An 18266-nucleotide genomic window follows, 5' to 3' on the forward strand; every position below is an offset into this window, starting at 1 on the left:
ATGACTCTCCTTGTTACCGGCAGCGCCGGCTTCATTGGCGCCAACTTCGTTCTGGACTGGCTGGCAGGCCATAATGAAAAAGTCATCAGCCTCGATAAGCTGACCTATGCCGGCAACCGCCAGAATCTGGCGAGCCTCGATTCGGACGCACGCCACCTGTTCGTACAGGGAGATATCGGTGACCACGACCTGGTATCGCGCCTGCTAGCCGACCATCAGCCACGCGCCGTGCTGAATTTTGCTGCAGAGTCCCATGTCGACCGCTCCATTCACGGCCCAGAAGACTTCATCCAGACCAACATCGTCGGCACCTTTCGCCTCCTGGAAGCAGTCCGCAGCTACTGGAGCGGACTCGCCGATGCCGACAAAGGCGCATTCCGCTTCCTGCATGTCTCGACCGACGAAGTCTACGGCTCCCTCGGACCGAACGACCCAGCCTTCCGCGAAAGCAACAAGTACGAGCCCAACAGCCCCTACTCGGCCTCCAAGGCAGCATCCGACCATCTGGTTCGCGCCTACCACCACACCTACGGCTTGCCCGTCCTGACCACCAACTGCTCCAACAATTACGGGCCCTATCACTTCCCGGAGAAGCTGATTCCGCTGGTCATTCACAATGCCCTTTCAGGCAAAGCCCTACCCATCTATGGCGATGGCCAGCAGGTGCGCGACTGGCTCTATGTGAAAGATCATTGCGCCGCCATTCGTCGGGTTCTGGAAGCGGGGCAACTGGGAGAGACGTACAACATCGGCGGCTGGAACGAAAAAGCCAATATCGACGTCGTCCACACCCTGTGCGACATCCTCGACCAGGAAAAGCCCCGTGCCGACGGGCGGAGCTATCGCGAACAGATCACCTTTGTCAAAGATCGCCCTGGTCATGACCGCCGCTATGCCATCGATGCCACCCGACTCGAGCGCGAGTTGAGCTGGAAGCCGGCAGAGACCTTCGAAACCGGTATCCGCAAGACCGTACGCTGGTACCTGGATAACGCCGACTGGGTCAGCAATGTCACGAGCGGCGCCTATCGCGAGTGGGTGGGTACGCAGTACGCATGAAAAAAATTCTTCTGTTGGGCGCCAACGGACAGGTCGGCTGGGAACTCCAGCGCGCCCTGTCCCCACTGGCGCAACTGGTAGTCTGTGACCGCAACAAGGCCGACCTTGGTGATCTCCCCGGCCTGGAACAGTTGATTGCCGCTGAAGGAGCGGATGTCATCGTCAACGCCGGCGCCTATACCGCCGTCGACAAAGCTGAAAGCGACGCCGAGAACGCGCGCCAAGTCAACGCCGACGCTGTTGGTGTAATGGCCCGCGCTGCGCGGGAAGCGAACGCCTGGCTGGTTCATTATTCGACGGATTACGTATTCGACGGCAGTGGCGATACGCCCTTCGACGAAGACGCCCAAACCGGGCCGCTTGGCGTCTACGGCCAGACCAAGCTGGAAGGCGAAATCGCCATCCGTGAAAGTGGCTGCCGCCATCTGATATTCCGCACCAGCTGGGTCTATGCCACCCGCGGCGCGAACTTTGCCAAGACCATGCTGCGCCTGGCCAAGGAACGCGATGAGCTTCGAGTGATTGCAGACCAATTTGGCGCCCCGACCAGTGCGGAGCTGATTGCGGATATCACTGCGCTGGCACTGCAGCGTCTTGTACACGACAGCGAACTCATTGCCTGTGCCAGTGGCACCTACCACCTGGTAGCCTCAGGTGAGACCAGCTGGCACGGTTATGCACAGTTCGTCATTGGCGAGGCCATCCGGCTCGGCATCGACTTGCGGGCAACGCCCGAGCACGTCGCACCGATCGCGACCAGCGAATATCCGCTACCCGCCAAGCGCCCGGCGAACTCCCGCCTGGCCAACGACAAGCTGCAACGTACTTTCGACGTGCGACTCCCTCACTGGGAATACCACGCGCAACGCATGATCAGAGAATTGGTCGATCAGGGAGCAATATGAAGCGCAAAGGAATTATTCTCGCCGGCGGATCCGGTACCCGTCTGCACCCAGCAACCCTGGCAATCTCCAAGCAGTTGCTGCCGGTCTATGACAAACCGATGATCTACTACCCGCTGAGCACCCTCATGCTGGCAGGCATTCGCGACATCCTGATCATATCGACACCACAGGACACCCCGCGCTTCGAGCAATTGCTGAGCGACGGAGAACGCTGGGGCCTGAACCTGCAATACGCGGTTCAGCCGTCGCCCGACGGCCTCGCCCAGGCGTTCCTGATTGGCGAGGAATTCATCGGCAACGATTCTTGTGCGCTCGTACTGGGCGACAACATCTACCACGGCCACGAATTCCAGGAACTACTGTTGAGCGCGATGAAGCGCACCACCGGTGCCAGCGTCTTCGCCTACCACGTCCACGACCCCGAGCGTTATGGTGTGGTTGAGTTCAATGGCGACGGCAAGGCGATCAGCCTGGAAGAGAAGCCCGCAAAGCCCAAGTCTAGCTATGCCGTTACTGGTCTGTACTTCTACGACAATCAGGTCGTCGATATCGCCAAGAGCATCAAACCTTCAGCCCGCGGCGAACTCGAAATTACCGACGTCAATCGCCTGTATTTGGAGCGCAACGAACTGTCCGTCGAGATCATGGGCCGCGGTTACGCTTGGCTGGATACCGGCACTCACGACTCGCTCCTGGAGGCCAGTCACTTCATCGCCACCCTGGAGAACCGCCAGGGCCTGAAGGTCGCTTGCCCGGAAGAGATCGCATTCCGCCAGAAATGGATCAGCGCCGAGCAACTTGAAGCCCTTGCCGCACCACTGAGCAAGAACGGTTACGGCCAATACCTGAAACGCCTGCTGGTTGAGACTGTTTACTGATGAAAGCTACCCGCCTCGCAATTCCGGAAGTTGTACTCCTTGAGCCCAAGGTATTTGGTGACGATCGAGGCTTCTTTTTCGAAAGCTTCAATCACCAGCAATTCGAGAAAGCGATCGATCGCACGGTTAAATTCGTTCAGGACAACCATTCGCGATCTGCCCGAGGCGTGTTACGTGGCCTGCATTATCAGATCCAGAACCCACAGGGAAAACTGGTCCGCGTAGTGAGCGGCGAAGTCCTGGATATCGCCGTCGATATGCGCCACTCCTCAGCCACTTTTGGTAAATGGGTGGGTGCGCTGTTGAGCGCGGAAAACAAGCATCAACTGTGGGTCCCTGAGGGATTTGCACACGGTTTTGTAGTGTTCTCCGATTCTGCGGACTTTCTCTACAAGACCACTGACTACTACATGCCGCAGCATGAGTGCTGCCTAGCCTGGAACGATGCGGAGGTGAACGTGGACTGGATGCTCGAAAAACTGGGTGGCACGGTGCCGCAACTTTCGGAAAAAGATCAGAAGGGCCTGCCATTCGCGGCGGCGGAGGCCTATGCGTAATGCGCCATTACAGCATTGCGCCCTCAGAGATTGCACGCTCGCTCTGGCGTAACCGCAGCTTGATTCTACAATTGACCCGGCGGGAAATTGCGGGCCGCTATAAGGGCTCCTTCTTCGGCACGTTCTGGTCATTCTTCAACCCGATTCTGATGTTGACTGTCTATACCTTCGTCTTCAGCGTGGTCTTCAAGGCTCGCTGGGGAGGAAGTGGGGCATCCAAATCCGAGTTCGCGTTGATCCTGTTCGCCGGCCTCATCATTTTCAATATATTTTCCGAAACCTTTACCAAAGCGCCAAACATTATTCTCTACAGCACAAACTACGTTAAGAAAATCATCTTCCCCTTAGAGATACTCCCGGTCGTTTCCTTGGCTACCGCCATGTTCCATGGCCTCGTCAGCCTCCTCGTCTGGCTTATCTTCCATTCGATTATTTTTGGGATGCCTCACCCAGAAGCGCTCTACTTCCCATTAGTTATCCTGCCGCTGATATTGGCCACGCTGGGTCTGTCCTGGCTACTGGCTTCAGCTGGCGTATATCTGCGGGACGTATCACAAGTAATCGGAATTCTGACGACTGCACTGATGTTCCTTTCGCCCATCTTTTATCCGCTGTCATCACTGCCCGCTGAGTTGCAACCGTTGTTCCTGATCAATCCTCTGACCTCGACCATCGAGCAATCTCGTGCTGTGCTCATTTTTGGCCAGCAACCGAACTGGCAGGGCTTGGGCATCTCCATGCTGATTTCCTGCGTCATTCTTTGGCTGGGATTTGCTTGGTTCCAGAAAACGCGCAAGGGGTTCGCCGATGTCCTCTGAAGTAGCGATCAGCATCAAGAACCTGAGCAAGTGTTATCAGATATATGATACACCGCGAGATCGCCTTAAGCAGTTCGTACTTCCGCGCCTGACTGGATCAGGCAAACAGTACTTTCGTGAGTTCTGGGCACTTCAGGACATCACATTGGATATTCGCCGAGGGGAAACCTTGGGCATCCTCGGCCGTAACGGTGCGGGTAAGTCGACACTTCTGCAGATAATTTGCGGCACTCTCTCGCAAACCCAGGGCAGCGTTGACGTCAATGGCCGAATTGCCGCGCTGCTCGAACTGGGCGCCGGCTTCAACCCCGACTTCACCGGCCGCGAAAACGTTTACTTGAACGGCAACGTTCTAGGCTTGAGTACCGAAGACATCGATCAGCGCTTCGCCGAAATCGAGGCCTTTGCCGACATCGGCAACTTCATCGATCAACCCGTAAAGTCTTACTCCAGCGGCATGTATGTTCGACTGGCGTTTGCCGTGCAAGCTTGCGTTGACCCGGAGATACTCATCGTCGATGAGGCTCTTTCCGTTGGCGATATCGGCTTCCAGTACAAATGCTTCAAACGCATGGAAGCGCTACGCAAGAAGGGAGTGACCATCATCATGGTCACTCACTCCACGGGAAGCATTCTGGACTACGCCGACCGTTGCATAGTTCTCGATGGCGGACGTATCACTACCAACACCACCGACGTCCTATCCGCCGTCCTGGCCTACGAAAAAGGAATGCTGAGCCAGCAGAAAAGCGAGGTCACTCCAGAGACCACCGATGACAGCCCGCCATGCCAACTGGACACCGCTCATCTTCGCCAACTGCAGGATACGGAAACCAATAAAGAGCTCAACGAAAAGCGTTTTGGCTCAGCCCGCGCCATTATCCGCCGCCTGGAAGTTATCAAGTCTGACGGCAAGAGTCTGGCTGAAGAGCCCATTCTAAGGAGCGGCGAGGAAGTGACCTTCCGCATCACGCTAATGGCGGCGGAGCCTATAAGCGAGGCAATACTTGGGATTTCCATTTCCCGGAGCCAGGGCGCGGACATCTGGGGAGACAATAATCTGAACGCTGGATACACCTTGAACCTCGCCTCCGGGACCCAGATAGTCGAGTACTCGGCAAAGCTTCCCATAAGCCAAGGTGACTATCTCATTCACTGTGGCTTGGCCTGCATCAAGCAGGGTGAACGTGAAGAGCTAGACCAGCGACGGCCAATGCAACAGATAAAGTTCTGGTCAGCTCGCAACCAAGTTGGTGTGGTCTTCTCTCCAATCAAGGTCAGCCAGGACATTGGTGCATGATTGCGATATTCCTTCCTCCCTATCCATTCAGGGGGCTGCCCGCACCATACCTCTGGGTATTCTACCGATTCCTCACTCAAGTGGACGAACCACTGTACTTCATCACTGGTGAGGAATATCTAGATCTTTCGGGCAATGCCCAACGCTGGGAACACTCAGACGACGCAATCCAACGTCTTGGCTATAAAATCCCGACAGCAGAAGTTTTTGAGCGCCACTCCTTTCACCTCCTTCGTGAGGGTGTGTTCGAAGAACTGCTCACTAAACATTACGGCAACCCTATTCAGGTTTTTCGCGAGTTCCTGACCCAAAATATCCCACCGCTAGGTCATGAACTAGCGCAGGCGTTGGACCATGAGCCCGAACTGGAAGCGGTCATAACCTGGTGTAATTGCCCGACACTGGAGCATCTTGCTGAGCAGCGCGGTATTCCTGTCCTGCATCTGGAACTGGGACCGCTTCGAAGCCCGCACTATCTGAATACCGCTTATCTGGACTTTTGCGGCGTCAACGGAAACACCGAATGCCAGAGGCGATTCGAAGCTCTGGGTGAACCGCTGGACATTGAAGCTACGACGGCAGAGCTGCTTCGCTACTTCGTGCGCTCAGCCGGGAAACATGAAGAAAACACGGACCTCAATCCCGTCCAGGTTGGAGTTGCACTTCAAGTAGAAGATGACTCCAACCTGATCGCCTTTTCCAACGGCTACGATAACAGCAGCCTGATCAGTCACGTGAAAATCTCCCACCTGGGGGAGCCTATTCTAGTTCGCGCCCATCCAGGCAGCTTGTTCAACTTGGACACACAAAAGCTGATTGTCGATTATTCACCTGATTCTGCCTGCTTTTTAGAGCGCATAGAGAAGCTAGTCACAATCAATTCAAGCGTCGGCTTGGAAGCTTTACTGCGCGACAAGGACGTACACGCCGTGGGCGACAGCTCCTATGGCTTCATTGCCCAACTACCCGTAGCACAGCGAGTAGCGGCGTTGTCTTTCTACCTCTTCGGCTATCTGGTACCACAGGAACTGATATTCGACCTTGGCTACCTACGCATGCGCCTGGGCACTCGCGACGAGCAAAATATCATTAGGAGCCATATTGCTTATTACTCAGGCAATAAAGGCAAATACACGGACGCCCCGGCGAGTCTAAAGCAAATGATCGAATTCGAAATTTATCGAGAAAAACTGGAGAAGCTGAAGCTTACCGAGACGGAACTCAAGCTCAAAGGCGACTTTTTGGAGGATGAAGTCCGGCGCCTGAAATACGAGATGGAGCGGTTGGCACGAATAGAGGGCGAACTTAATCTTAAAGGCGAGCAATTGGAAAGCGAAGTTCAACGCTTGGGAAACGAGTTGAAAAAAAGCCGTCACGCTCAGAACACCCAGCAATCCAGCGATCTACAAGCTATTCGCGACCTGCAAGCAAAACTCTCCGAGCGCGAGCAACAGCAACAGCTACTGACGGATCAGCTGAATCGGGCGCAAGGCCAGATAGTTGAAATTCTTAGCAGCAATAGCTGGAAACTCAGCGCCCCGGTTCGCTTGGCAGGTCGCACGGTGCTACGTGTACGCCGGTTTGCCCAAGCCTACCAACTGGCGCGCAGCCGCTATGCATCACCTAAGTTGCTATTCAACAAGACGCTAGCTGTTTATCGATCCGAAGGCATTCCTGGCGTGCGCTTACGCTTACGCCAATTGTTGGTCAGACATTACCAACCAGCTCACCAGAGTGATGTAGTCACTGCACGAAAGCACCAGCGCTCAGCCGAAGTTCACCGCTTGGACTCTCCCGTAGACATCATCGTGTGCGTGCACAATGCACTCGACGATGTCCGGCACTGCCTGGAATCTGTAGCTCGCTACACCCTTTCTCCATATAACCTGATCCTTGTCGACGATGGTAGCGGTGCAGAAACCCAGGCTTATTTGTCAAAGTATGCTACCGAGCAAGGGGCCACTCTCCACCGCAATGACACGGCAGGCGGCTACACCCGAGCCGCCAACTGCGGTCTTCGACTCTCGACGGCGAACTATGTGGTACTGCTTAACAGCGACACAATCGTGTCTCCGTACTGGCTGGAAAGGCTGGTTCGTTGTGCGCAATACGACTCGCGCACCGGTATCGTCGGCCCGCTCAGCAACACTGCCTCATGGCAATCAGTGCCGAAGATCTTCGACGAGGCTGGTGACTGGACCGACAATCCACTCCCCGAGGGTGTCAGCATTCAGGACTTCGCCAACGAGGTTGCTCGCGAGGCGCATGGGATATATCCAGAAGTTGGTTTCATCAATGGATTCTGCTTCCTGATCAATCGCGAACTGATCAACGAGATCGGTCTGTTCGACGAAGAGACTTTCGCCAAAGGCTACGGCGAAGAGAACGACTATTGCCTCCGTGCGGCCGCCGCCGGGTGGAAACTGGCAATTGCCGACGACGCCTACGTATTCCATGCCCAATCCAAAAGCTACTCTCATGACCGGCGCAAGGAGCTGGCAGCCTCTGCCGGGGTCAAATTGGCGGATAAGCACGGCCAGGCGGCTATCAATAGTCAACTGAGTATCACCGCGCCTCATCTGGCCTTGGAGTACATCCGTCAACGCGCGGCGCTCATAGATGGCAAACAGGCAACCCGGGCGCGGACGGAAAAGTTCCAGGGTAAGCGCATGCTCTTCGTGCTGCCCGCTCGAACGGCTGGTGGTGGCGGTAACATCATTCTGCTGGAGGCCGATCGCCTTCGGCGATTGGGCATTGACGCGCATATCGTCAACCTGTCCAGCAATCGCGATATTTTCCTGGACAGCTATCCAGATAACACACTGCCCATGCATTTCGTGGATAGCCCTGGCGCCGTTGCCGAGCTGGCCATGAACTTCGATGCGGTCGTTGCGACCTTGTACCTGACGGTCGAATGGCTCGCGCCGCTAGCCAAGCGCGCCAACGCGCCCAAAATCGTTTACTACATACAGGACTATGAGCCTGACTTTTTCTCGGCGAACCATCCGGAGCATGCCCGGGCGCTGCAGAGCTACTCACTCGTCCCCACCGCAAAGTTGATTACCAAGACACAGTGGAACCGCCAGACGCTGGAGGCGAAATGCGGTCAAACCGCCAGCGTCATCGGTATAGATTACGACGATGAACAGTATTTCCCCGCCCGTATCTTCCAGCCGACCGGTACCGTGGTTCGTGTAGCAGCCATGCTAAGACCGAACACCCCCAGGCGTGCACCAGAGCTGACTGCTCGCGTACTGAAGCAACTCAAGCAGCAATTGGGGGCACGTATTTCCCTGCATGTTTTCGGAAGCAACGCCAGCGATCCGGACTACCAGGCACTCGATTTCGACGTAGAGCACGAGAACCTCGGGGAATGCTCGCCCGAGGCGGTTGCGGAGCTTCTACGCCGTACCGACGTATTTCTTGATCTCTCTTCATTTCAAGCGATGGGCCTTACAGCTCTGGAGGCAATGGCATGCGGCGCCGCCGTCGTGGCACCGATCAACGGCGGGCCAACTGAGTTCATCCAATCCGGTGTGAACGGATTGCTGGTCGACACCCAGGATGAGCAAGCATGCCTGAAGGCAGCCACTAACCTGATCAATGACTTTGGGTTGCGCAATCACATTCGCAGTCAGGCTGTTGGCGTCACCCGCCACTATCCCGAGGCTGTACTCGAAAACCTGCTAACTGCCGTATTTGCCTCCTGAAGAGTCTGAGATGCCTACGAACCCACTTAAAATACACGTTCTGTTCGAAAGCTCTGATGATGGAAAGCCGCACGGCTGCAGCCTGATTCGCCTGCTCAGGCCCTTCTCTCATCCCAATCTAGCCAAGGCGGTCGAGCTGACTTACAGCACGGAGCTTCCGAACTTCCGCCCAGATGTCGTAATCATCGAGCGTCTTTGGATACATCGCATGGATACGCTCTCTTTGCTGAGCTGTATTCGTGCGCTGAAGTCGCAGGGCACCTGCGTCATCTATGAATCCGATGATGACTTGCTGCACGTTCATCTCCGAATTGGCGACCGCAACTGGCCCAGCGCGGACCAGCGCAATCACCTGCGATTACTAGCCCGCGAAGCAGATGGCATTATCGTATCGACTCAACCACTGGCCGAAACACTGAGACCGTTGAATTCGCAGGTACAAATCGTGCCCAACACTTTGGACGAGCAACTCTTCCCTGTTGCTCGCCAAATCGACCCGGCCTCAGCACGCCTGAAGTTTGGCTATATGGGGACTTTCACTCACCTGGAAGACTTGGCCTACATCGCCAACCCCATCAAATCGCTCATATGCGAATTGAATCACTCTATCGAGTTCGAAATTGTCGGGATTGGCGATGAGCGCGCGATTGGGAACATATTCAAGAACACGCCGGTATCCATAAAGTACGTTCCTGTTGAATGCGTGGGTTACGACCAATTCTGCAGTTGGATGGCGAACAATCTTGATTGGAATTTCGGCATAGCGCCGCTGCTGCAATCCAAATTCTCCGACTCGAAATCGGATATCAAGTTCCTTGACTACTCCATTCTCGGCATTCCAGGCATCTACTCGGACGTAAAAGCGTACAACGGAACAGTACAACATGAAGTTAACGGGCTGCTGTCAGCCAATGACAATGAAAGCTGGCTGAACAATCTGCGGCGCATGGCCACCGACGCGGGAATGAGGGAAGCTCTCGCACTGCAAGCACAAATCGATGTCAGGGCACAACGGACGTTGGCCACTCAAGCCCATCGCTTCCTCGATGCGGTAAATACGATTCGCCAGCAATCGAAAGCAGCCTAGCCATGGAGCCGCGATAGCATTTGCCGGCTCCGCAGGGCCAACGTTCGCAATGGGGCGGTGATACGCCAACTGCTTGAGAGACGGTACTCTTCCACCAAATCTCTCAAGCGCGCGCACTCCCGGGAGAGGCGCTGAACCTCTCCCTTATCTTCTTCATTCCCTTCCTGGGCCGATTTGTAGCGCAATGCAGTGATGCACGCCTCATCCTGCTCGCGTCTCAATAGATCCAGTCGGATTGCTGCAAACTGGTCGGCAGTTATCGTGCACGGCCCACTGGCCCGGCGCAAATGAACATAGAACTCACCAGGCCCGCTTTCGGTCTCTATCAAATCCAACTCAATCAAACCGAGGAATCTGAGTTCGCGTAGCAAGCGTTCGAAAGAAGCGGGCGCGAAGACCCAGCAATGCACATCAAAATACTGGTCAGGCATCTTCTCAACACGCGCCAACCACGTCTCGTAACCTTGCGCTAGATCGCCGCTGGGCCGGATACTGGCCGGGTCCACTCCAACGTTGAAACCTGAGGTCGGGCTACCATTCAAGTATTGCCTGGCGTAGAGCGATTCATGCTCGAACATCTGCCCGACTGAAGGCTTCTTTCGCTCCTGGCGATAAGCCTCCAGCACATCTCCAAGCGATGTGTTGGGTCGGAAAAAATCGAAGCAGCCACGCTTGTCCGGCACAGCCATGCTCAGCACGCCCGATTCATTCAATGCCTTGGAGCATCCCTGCAGAAATCGAATGAGATCGGGTATGTGCTCTACATTGTGCGACGACACAATGAAATCCAACTGCCCGGCCAGTCCCGCACTCTCAACCAGTTGATGGAGCTCGGAAGAGCTTCCCAGCAAGTCGACAGGCTCAATGTCCTGGATCTTATCGCGAGGGACGTTCGGGTCGGACTGGGCCCTTCGGCGCAACTCGTCGTACTCGAAGACATCCAGGACCAGAGTGCTATATCCCTCACGCTTTGGCACGATCGGGTTGAACCAGGGGCCGATCTCCACTCCACGGCCAGACTGCAACAAGTGCTTGGTGATTCTTTGCTTGCGATCCAAACTTCGTCCTCCTGGATAACGTCGCGCCTCGCCTGAGGGTGCAATCGTTTCGAACGCTCGAGTGGTGAATGAAGACTAAATCCCCATTGCATGTGCGCACTTGGCTGGCAATCGGAGCCGTACTGGTGGTCAGTTTTTGGCCGCTACGCCACTTTGCGGAACGTTACTACAGTGGCCGCCTTGCCGAACAGAACCAGCAGACGCTTGACCTCTACGTCGCCAACCTCCTAGGAACCTTACGCCGCTATGAAGACTTGCCACCGATCCTTGGTGAGCTACCGACCCTGCATAGCGCATTGAAGGAGCCTGTCAGCGCCTCGGCAATGGAAGCAGCAAATCTAGAATTAGCAAGGATTCGTCAACGCACTGGTGCTGACGTCATTTACCTGATGCGTCCCGATGGACTCACGCAAGTTGCGTCGAATTGGAATCAGTCCGACAGCTTTGTCGGCCGTAACTTTTCCTTTCGGCCCTATTTCAAGGAAGCCCTTCAAGGGAGACCCGCCCGCTTCTTCGGCCTGGGCACGACATCGAACCGACGCGGCTATTACTTTGCCAGCGAGGTGCGCGAAGGCACTCAATTACTGGGTGTCCTGGTGGTCAAGCTAGACCTCGAGCACATGGAGCAACTGTGGGGCAACACTCCAGAACAGCTTCTGGTATCCGACAGCAACGGAGTCGTCATCCTGTCCTCCAATAGCGCCTGGCGCTTCCGAACCAGTCGCCCCTTGTCACCCGCCAAACAGCGCGAGATCGCGGAAAATATTCCTTATCCGGTGCTTGATCCACTACCGCTCAAGATCGACCAACGCCGCTGGGTCAGCCAGAGCCGCCACCTACCAGAGACCGGCTGGACGGTCAGCATCTATACCCCGCGCACCCAGATTGACGCGCCGGTACGCAGCGTCTTGCTGATCGGGGCGGCAACACTGATAGCACTCTTGCTGCTTCTGTCGTTGCTGACCATCAGCCGTCGCCACTACCTGGAGCGCATTGCCCTGGAAGCCCACGCCAAGCATGAACTGGAGCTACGCGTACAAGAGCGCACGCAAGAGTTGGAGGGCGCCAACACGCGCCTGCAGGAAGAGGTCAGAAGCCGCGAACAGGCGCAACGCGAACTGATGCACGCTCAGGATGAAGTGGTGCAGGCTGGAAAACTCACCGCCTTGGGGACCATGTCTGCCAGCATCAGCCACGAGCTTAACCAGCCTCTGGCGGCTATCCGCAGTTATGCGGACAACGCTCGCGTGCTGCTCGATCACCAGCGCTTCGACGACGCCCGTGGCAATCTCGAACAGATTGGCGAGCTGACCGGACGCATGGCCTCGATTATTGGCCATCTAAAGGCCTACGCTCGCGGTGCCCGACGAGCACGCGAGAGCGTGGCGCTGCAACCCGCAATCAATGACGTACTGGCGCTAGTTGCACAGCGTCGTCAAGCGATGAACGTCGAGCTGCTGAGGGATCTTCCCGACGCCGCAATCTGGGTACAGGCAGGCGAGACGCGACTGCGGCAAATTCTCTCCAATCTTATTTCCAACGCCCTCGACGCCCTGGCCGAGAAGGGATTGCCCAGGCGTATCTGGCTAACCGCCGAGCAGACGCCCGAGCGCATTATCCTATCCCTGCACGACAACGGCCCAGGATTCTCCGAAGAAGCCCTGACCCATGCGAGAGAGCCCTTCTTCACTACCAAGACCAGCGCTAAAGGCCTGGGCCTGGGACTGGCCATCTGCGACACCCTGCTGCGCACGCTGGGCGGGCATCTTGAATTGGGGAATCACCCCGAGGGCGGTGCTCTCGTACAATTGCACCTGTTGCCGGGCATTCCCGGTGTGACCCTGACGCCGCAAGAGGAAACCCGCGCATGAGCTCGGCCGAGCCGTTCGACTCCACTACCCAGGTACTGCTGGTCGATGACGATCCGCACCTGCGCAAGGCTCTCTGCCAGACTCTCGACCTAGCCGGCTTCAAGGTGGTAGCCCTGAGCGACGCGCGGCAGATCGCCCCACAGCAATCACGGGACTGGCCTGGGGTGATCGTCAGTGACATCCGCATGCCGGGAATCGATGGTTTGCAGTTGCTGGAACAACTGCATGCACAGGACTCCGAACTACCGGTCATCCTGATCACCGGCCATGGGGATGTTCCTCTTGCCGTGAAGTCCATGCGCTCAGGCGCCTACGACTTCCTGGAAAAACCATTCCCCAGCGATGCGCTACTCGATAGCGTGCGCCGCGCACTTGACGTTCGCCGACTGGTGCTGGAGAACCGCAGCCTGCGCCTGGCGTTGAGCGAGCAGAAGGAGGTGCGTGGCCGACTGGTCGGCCAGTCCGCGCCGATGCAACGTCTGCAACAGCAAGTCTCGTCGCTCGCAGCGATACACGCAGATGTACTGATCCTCGGTGAAACCGGCTCCGGCAAGGAAGTAGTCGCCCGGGCCCTTCATGACCTGTCGAGCCGCCGCAGCGGTCCATTCGTTGCCATCAACGCCGGAGCACTTGCCGAGTCGGTCGTCGAAAGCGAATTGTTTGGCCACGAGCAGGGAGCCTTTACCGGCGCGCAGAAGCGCCGCATCGGCAAGTTCGAGTTCGCCAACGGCGGCACCCTGTTCCTCGACGAAATCGAGAGCATGAGCCTTGACGTTCAGGTGAAGCTACTGCGACTGCTACAGGAGCGTACTGTCGAGCGCCTAGGCTCCAACCAACTCATCCCACTGGATATCCGCATCATCGCGGCAACCAAGGAAGACCTGCGCCTGGCATCCGAGGAGGGCCGTTTCCGCGCAGACCTCTACTATCGCCTGAACGTGGCCAGCTTACGTATTCCACCGCTCCGCGAGCGCGGAGAGGACATCTTGCTGCTATTCCAGTACTTCGCTGAACGCGGCGCAGAACGCCACGGCCTACGCGCCCGCCCGATAGAGTCGGCACAACGCGCGCAACTGCTTGCATACAGCTGGCCAGGTAATGTCCGAGAGCTTCAAAACGCCGCCGAGCGCTATGCCCTCGGGCTGGATCTGGGCCTTGAACCCGATGTCGCTGGAGACTCACTACTGAATCCGGGGCGGGGCCTAAGCGAGCAGGTAGAGGCGTTTGAACGATCGCTGATCGCGTCGGAGATGGGCCGCCCGCACAATTCCCTTCGCAGCCTGGCCGAGGCGCTCGGGCTGCCGCGCAAAACCTTGCACGACAAGCTACGCAAGCATGGGCTGCTGCTTAACTCAAGCGACAACGACGACCGCGAAGCCTGAAAACGGCAGAGCATCTGAATACGGCTTTTGCTGCATGGCTTCAGACGTTACTATCCGCAAGTTCTGAAATGTCTTACATCTCTAGGGGCTTTCGTCTCTTTTGCATATGGACTTGTTGAGGTAGCAGTAAGTGTCAGCCCCCCTGGTCATCGATCTTGATGGCACCCTCATCCACAGCGACCTACTGCTTGAATCGGGCCTCAGCTTTCTAAAGCTCCATCCTCTGAAAGCTCTGGCACCAGTGCGCTGGCTGGCTCAAGGGAAAGCGAACCTCAAATGCCGCCTGGCCCATATGGCGCCGCTCGACGTGTCCGTACTACCGTACAACGAGGACGTGCTCGAGTTGATTCGCAAGGAAAAGCAGAACGGCCGACGGATCATTCTCGCGACGGCGAGCCATCGCAGCTATGCACAGCGGATTGCCGATCACTTGGGCATATTCGACCAGGTAATGGCTACAGACGAAGGCACCAATCTGTCTGCCGAACGCAAGCGCGACGCACTGGTCGCAGAGTTCGGCATGCAGGGCTTCGATTATGCCGGCAACTCGTCGGATGACCTGCCGGTATGGCAGGCTGCGCGGCGCGCCTATGTGGTTAACTCCAACGGCAAGATCAGTCGCCTTGCTCACGACCATGGCAATGTAGAAATCGAAATCAAGCGGGAGAGCCAGATTGCCCGGGCCTGGCTAAAAGCCCTGCGTCTTCACCAGTGGGCAAAGAATGCGTTGATTTTCGTGCCATTGCTGGCTAGCCACCGCCTGCTTGAGCCTCAACTGCTGTTCAATGGCCTGCTGGCATTCCTGTTCTTTGGCCTCTGCGCATCCAGTGTGTACATCCTGAACGACCTGCTCGATCTGGAAGATGATCGCCACCACGCCACAAAACGCTGCCGTCCATTTGCCAGCGGAGCTCTCTCGATCCAGAGCGGGCTGCTCGCCTTTCCGACCCTGCTACTTATCGGATTCCTGGGTTCAGCATTATTGCTGCCATGGAAATTCGGCTTGGCACTGGCCGCTTACTACCTATTGACCCTGGCCTACTCCTTCTGGCTCAAGCGCAGAATGGCGGTAGACGTCATCGTCCTGGCGATGCTCTACACCTCGCGCATCATCGCCGGCACCTTCGCCTTTGAGGTGAAGCTGACTTTCTGGATGCTGGCCTTTTCGATGTTCATCTTCCTCAGCCTGGCCCTGGTAAAGCGCTATGCCGAGCTTCGCGAGGCAAGGATGAAAGGCAAGAGTCAGAAGACGCGGGGACGTGGCTACTACCCCGATGACCTGGAAATGATCTCCTCTCTGGGGGCTGCATCGGGGTACCTGTCAGTCATGGTCCTTGCTCTCTATATCCAGGACACCAACACGGCCGCTATGTACCATTTCCCGCAATTGATATGGCTCGCCTGCCCATTGCTGCTGTTCTGGATAACACGCGTCTGGATGCTGACCCACCGCGGCATGATGCATGACGACCCCGTGGTATTTGCAATCAAGGATCGCGCCAGCCTGGTAATTGGTGCGTGCTTCGCCTTGATTTTCTGGGTTGCTGCCTGATGTCCCGTGAGCTCGCTTCCTGGGGGCGCTATCCGTACCTCCCCCAACAACGGCACCCGTGCTCCTGGCAAAGCGAACTGCCTTCGCTTCTGAACCGACTGGCGAAACACCCATTGGGCACCTTGCCCTATGGAAATGGCCGCAGCTACGGCGACAGTTGCCTGGCCTCCAGTGGAGAGTTGCTGCAAACCCGACAACTAGACCGACTGATATCCGCCGACTGGGAAAACGGAGTCATCCTGGCCGAAGCGGGTATCACTTTGGCCGAGATTCTCGCCGTCGCTGTTCCTCGAGGCTGGTTTCTACCGGTCACGCCGGGCACCAAGTTCGTCACCCTTGGCGGCGCCATTGCGAATGACGTGCACGGCAAGAATCATCACGTGCGCGGCACCTTTGGCCGCCACATACAACGTCTGTCCCTGCTGCGCTCCGACCAGAAGGAAGCATTGGTCTGCTCTGCACAGGAAAACACCGAGCTGTTTCGAGCCACTATCGGCGGCCTGGGGCTTAGCGGGGTGATTGTCTGGGCAGAATTGCAGTTGATGCCGATTGCATCGACCCAGATAGACAGCGTAAACGTGCGATTCGACTCCCTTGGTGAGTTCTTCTCGCTCTCCGAGGAGTTTGATCGCACCCACGAGTACACCGTCGCCTGGATCGACTGCCTGGCGCGCGGAAACTCCGCTGGACGGGGAGTATTCTCCGTCGGCAACCACGCCCCCGAGGGCCAATTGCAGTTTGATGGACGAGCTCGCTTGAGCGTCCCTGTCACGCCCCCTGTCACCCTCATGAACAGCCTGAGCCTCCATCTGTTCAACAACGCCTATTTCCATCTCCACAAGCCAGGGCGCCATGGTTCCAGAGGCAGCTACGACCCATTCTTCTATCCTCTGGACAGCATCCTGCACTGGAATCGGATCTACGGGCGTCGAGGCTTCCAGCAGTATCAATGCGTCATTCCCGAGGATGTAGCCGAGCCCGCGATGCGCGAAATACTTTCCAGCATCGCCGCCAGCGGGCGCGGCTCCTTCCTAGCCGTGATGAAGCGCTGCGGTGCAGTGACCTCTCCGGGCCTGATGTCATTCCCCATGCCCGGAGTCTCCCTGGCCCTGGACTTTCCCCAGCATCCGGATCTCGACCGAGTCCTGTTCCGTCGCCTCGACCAACTCGTCCGCCAAGCCGGAGGGCGCCTGTATCCAGCCAAGGACGCACACATGGCTGGCGATGACTTCCGCGCGTTCTATCCGGCCTGGCAACAGGTAGAGGCCCTTCGCGACCCGGCTTTTCTCTCACACTTCTGGACACGCGTGACCCAAGCATGAAGAACATCCTGATCATTGGCGCCAACTCTGCCATCGCCGTCGCTTGCGCGCGCCAATGGGCACTGGAGCCAGCCTGCTTTTTCCTGGTGGCTCGCAACGTCGAAAAACTGGATCAGGTGGCCGCCGATTTGCGCGCGCGCGGGGCCAGTCAGGTGCAGACCTGCGCCTTGGATCTGAACGATCTGCCCGCTCACGAAGGCATGCTAGCGGAAGCTTTTGCCAATCTGGGCCGCGTTGACGTATGCCTGATTGCACATGGCACTCTGCCGGACCAGGCAGCCTGCCAGCGAGACGTGGAAGTCGCTCTGCGGGAGTTTTCCAGCAATGGCCTGAGCGTGATAGCGCTGTTGACCCGACTGGCTAATCGCATGGAAGAGCAGCACACCGGAACACTGGCCGTGATTTCTTCGGTAGCTGGCGACCGCGGTCGTCCCTCGAACTACCTGTATGGCACTGCCAAGGCTGCCGTCAGCACCTTCTGTGAAGGCCTGCGGGCGCGTATGTTCAAGGTAGGTGTACATGTGCTGACAATAAAGCCGGGCTTTGTCGATACCCCTATGACCCAAGGACTGCCGCTGCCCAAGGCGCTGGTGGCAACACCGGAACAGGTGGGAGGCGATATCGTCCGCGCGATAGGAAAGAAGAAGGACTGTATTTATACCCCTACCTTCTGGATCGGCATCATGTTCATCATCAAGAACATCCCCAATGCAATATTTAAAAGATTGTCCCTGTAGTGCAAAAAATAGCATAGGCCGCCACCTCTC

At 56.9% G+C, this 18266-nt stretch carries 14 protein-coding genes; 13 read left to right on the top strand and 1 reads right to left on the bottom strand.

Going from position 1 to position 18266, the window contains the following annotated elements; translation table 11 throughout:
- From rfbB to A6723_RS03725, 8 genes are read left to right on the top strand one after another with little or no spacing between them, the layout of a single operon-like run.
- Entirely contained in the window at positions 1-1059 is a 1059-nt protein-coding gene (gene rfbB / locus A6723_RS03690) for a dTDP-glucose 4,6-dehydratase (protein WP_054910726.1), read from the top strand.
- A complete protein-coding gene (gene rfbD / locus A6723_RS03695; protein ID WP_054910727.1) occupies positions 1056-1964 on the top strand; it encodes a dTDP-4-dehydrorhamnose reductase in 909 nt (302 codons plus the stop codon). Before rfbB ends, rfbD begins: the two co-directional genes overlap by 4 nt.
- Positions 1961-2842, top strand: a complete 882-nt coding sequence (gene rfbA / locus A6723_RS03700) for a glucose-1-phosphate thymidylyltransferase RfbA (RefSeq protein ID WP_054910728.1) — start codon at positions 1961-1963, stop codon at positions 2840-2842. Before rfbD ends, rfbA begins: the two co-directional genes overlap by 4 nt.
- Positions 2842-3399, top strand: coding sequence for a dTDP-4-dehydrorhamnose 3,5-epimerase (gene rfbC / locus A6723_RS03705; RefSeq protein ID WP_054910729.1), 558 nt, complete (start codon positions 2842-2844; stop codon positions 3397-3399). The genes rfbA and rfbC overlap by 1 nt, the downstream gene beginning before the upstream one ends.
- Positions 3399-4217: an ABC transporter permease gene (locus A6723_RS03710; RefSeq protein ID WP_054910730.1), complete on the top strand. Its 819-nt coding sequence runs from the start codon at positions 3399-3401 to the stop codon at positions 4215-4217. The genes rfbC and A6723_RS03710 overlap by 1 nt, the downstream gene beginning before the upstream one ends.
- Positions 4207-5517, top strand: coding sequence for an ABC transporter ATP-binding protein (locus A6723_RS03715; RefSeq protein WP_054910731.1), 1311 nt, complete (start codon positions 4207-4209; stop codon positions 5515-5517). Before A6723_RS03710 ends, A6723_RS03715 begins: the two co-directional genes overlap by 11 nt.
- Entirely contained in the window at positions 5514-9227 is a 3714-nt protein-coding gene (locus A6723_RS03720; protein WP_054910732.1) for a glycosyltransferase, read from the top strand. The genes A6723_RS03715 and A6723_RS03720 overlap by 4 nt, the downstream gene beginning before the upstream one ends.
- Before the next feature lie 10 nt (positions 9228-9237).
- On the top strand, positions 9238-10314 hold the full coding sequence (locus tag A6723_RS03725; protein WP_054910733.1) for a glycosyltransferase family 1 protein: 1077 nt from the start codon (positions 9238-9240) through the stop codon (positions 10312-10314).
- Here the strand turns inward: A6723_RS03725 and A6723_RS03730 are convergent.
- Entirely contained in the window at positions 10311-11372 is a 1062-nt protein-coding gene (locus A6723_RS03730; protein ID WP_054910734.1) for a hypothetical protein, read from the bottom strand. The two genes, A6723_RS03725 and A6723_RS03730, sit on opposite strands and share 4 nt — an antisense overlap.
- A 68-nt stretch (positions 11373-11440) precedes the next feature.
- Between A6723_RS03730 and A6723_RS03735 the strand changes: the two genes are divergently transcribed.
- From A6723_RS03735 to A6723_RS03755, 5 genes are all read left to right on the top strand, one after another.
- The gene (locus A6723_RS03735; RefSeq protein WP_054910735.1) at positions 11441-13243 is read left to right on the top strand and encodes an ATP-binding protein; all 1803 of its coding nucleotides are present in this window, start codon (positions 11441-11443) and stop codon (positions 13241-13243) included.
- Positions 13240-14625, top strand: a complete 1386-nt coding sequence (locus A6723_RS03740) for a sigma-54 dependent transcriptional regulator (protein ID WP_054910736.1) — start codon at positions 13240-13242, stop codon at positions 14623-14625. Before A6723_RS03735 ends, A6723_RS03740 begins: the two co-directional genes overlap by 4 nt.
- 130 nt (positions 14626-14755) lie before the next feature.
- Complete coding sequence (locus A6723_RS03745; protein ID WP_054910737.1) at positions 14756-16177, top strand: UbiA family prenyltransferase; 1422 nt, start codon at positions 14756-14758, stop codon at positions 16175-16177.
- Positions 16177-17499 carry an FAD-binding oxidoreductase gene (locus tag A6723_RS03750; protein WP_054910738.1) on the top strand — a complete coding sequence of 441 codons (1323 nt, stop codon included), beginning with the start codon at positions 16177-16179 and terminating at the stop codon, positions 17497-17499. The genes A6723_RS03745 and A6723_RS03750 overlap by 1 nt, the downstream gene beginning before the upstream one ends.
- Positions 17496-18236, top strand: a complete 741-nt coding sequence (locus A6723_RS03755; protein ID WP_054910739.1) for an SDR family oxidoreductase — start codon at positions 17496-17498, stop codon at positions 18234-18236. The genes A6723_RS03750 and A6723_RS03755 overlap by 4 nt, the downstream gene beginning before the upstream one ends.
- The last annotated feature ends 30 nt before the right edge of the window (positions 18237-18266 follow it).

This window comes from Pseudomonas sp. AU11447, assembly GCF_001672555.2.
GTDB lineage: Bacteria > Pseudomonadota > Gammaproteobacteria > Pseudomonadales > Pseudomonadaceae > Pseudomonas > Pseudomonas nitroreducens.

Excerpts from the sequence above, each read along its gene's own strand:
- rfbB (WP_054910726.1), top strand. The coding sequence starts at position 1 with ATGACTCTCCTTGTTACCGGCAGCGCCGGCTTCATTGGCGCCAACTTC.
- rfbD (WP_054910727.1), top strand. The coding sequence starts at position 1,056 with ATGAAAAAAATTCTTCTGTTGGGCGCCAACGGACAGGTCGGCTGGGAA.
- rfbA (WP_054910728.1), top strand. The coding sequence starts at position 1,961 with ATGAAGCGCAAAGGAATTATTCTCGCCGGCGGATCCGGTACCCGTCTG.
- rfbC (WP_054910729.1), top strand. The coding sequence starts at position 2,842 with ATGAAAGCTACCCGCCTCGCAATTCCGGAAGTTGTACTCCTTGAGCCC.
- A6723_RS03710 (WP_054910730.1), top strand. The coding sequence starts at position 3,399 with ATGCGCCATTACAGCATTGCGCCCTCAGAGATTGCACGCTCGCTCTGG.
- A6723_RS03715 (WP_054910731.1), top strand. The coding sequence starts at position 4,207 with ATGTCCTCTGAAGTAGCGATCAGCATCAAGAACCTGAGCAAGTGTTAT.
- A6723_RS03720 (WP_054910732.1), top strand. The coding sequence starts at position 5,514 with ATGATTGCGATATTCCTTCCTCCCTATCCATTCAGGGGGCTGCCCGCA.
- A6723_RS03725 (WP_054910733.1), top strand. The coding sequence starts at position 9,238 with ATGCCTACGAACCCACTTAAAATACACGTTCTGTTCGAAAGCTCTGAT.
- A6723_RS03735 (WP_054910735.1), top strand. The coding sequence starts at position 11,441 with ATGAAGACTAAATCCCCATTGCATGTGCGCACTTGGCTGGCAATCGGA.
- A6723_RS03740 (WP_054910736.1), top strand. The coding sequence starts at position 13,240 with ATGAGCTCGGCCGAGCCGTTCGACTCCACTACCCAGGTACTGCTGGTC.
- A6723_RS03750 (WP_054910738.1), top strand. The coding sequence starts at position 16,177 with ATGTCCCGTGAGCTCGCTTCCTGGGGGCGCTATCCGTACCTCCCCCAA.
- A6723_RS03755 (WP_054910739.1), top strand. The coding sequence starts at position 17,496 with ATGAAGAACATCCTGATCATTGGCGCCAACTCTGCCATCGCCGTCGCT.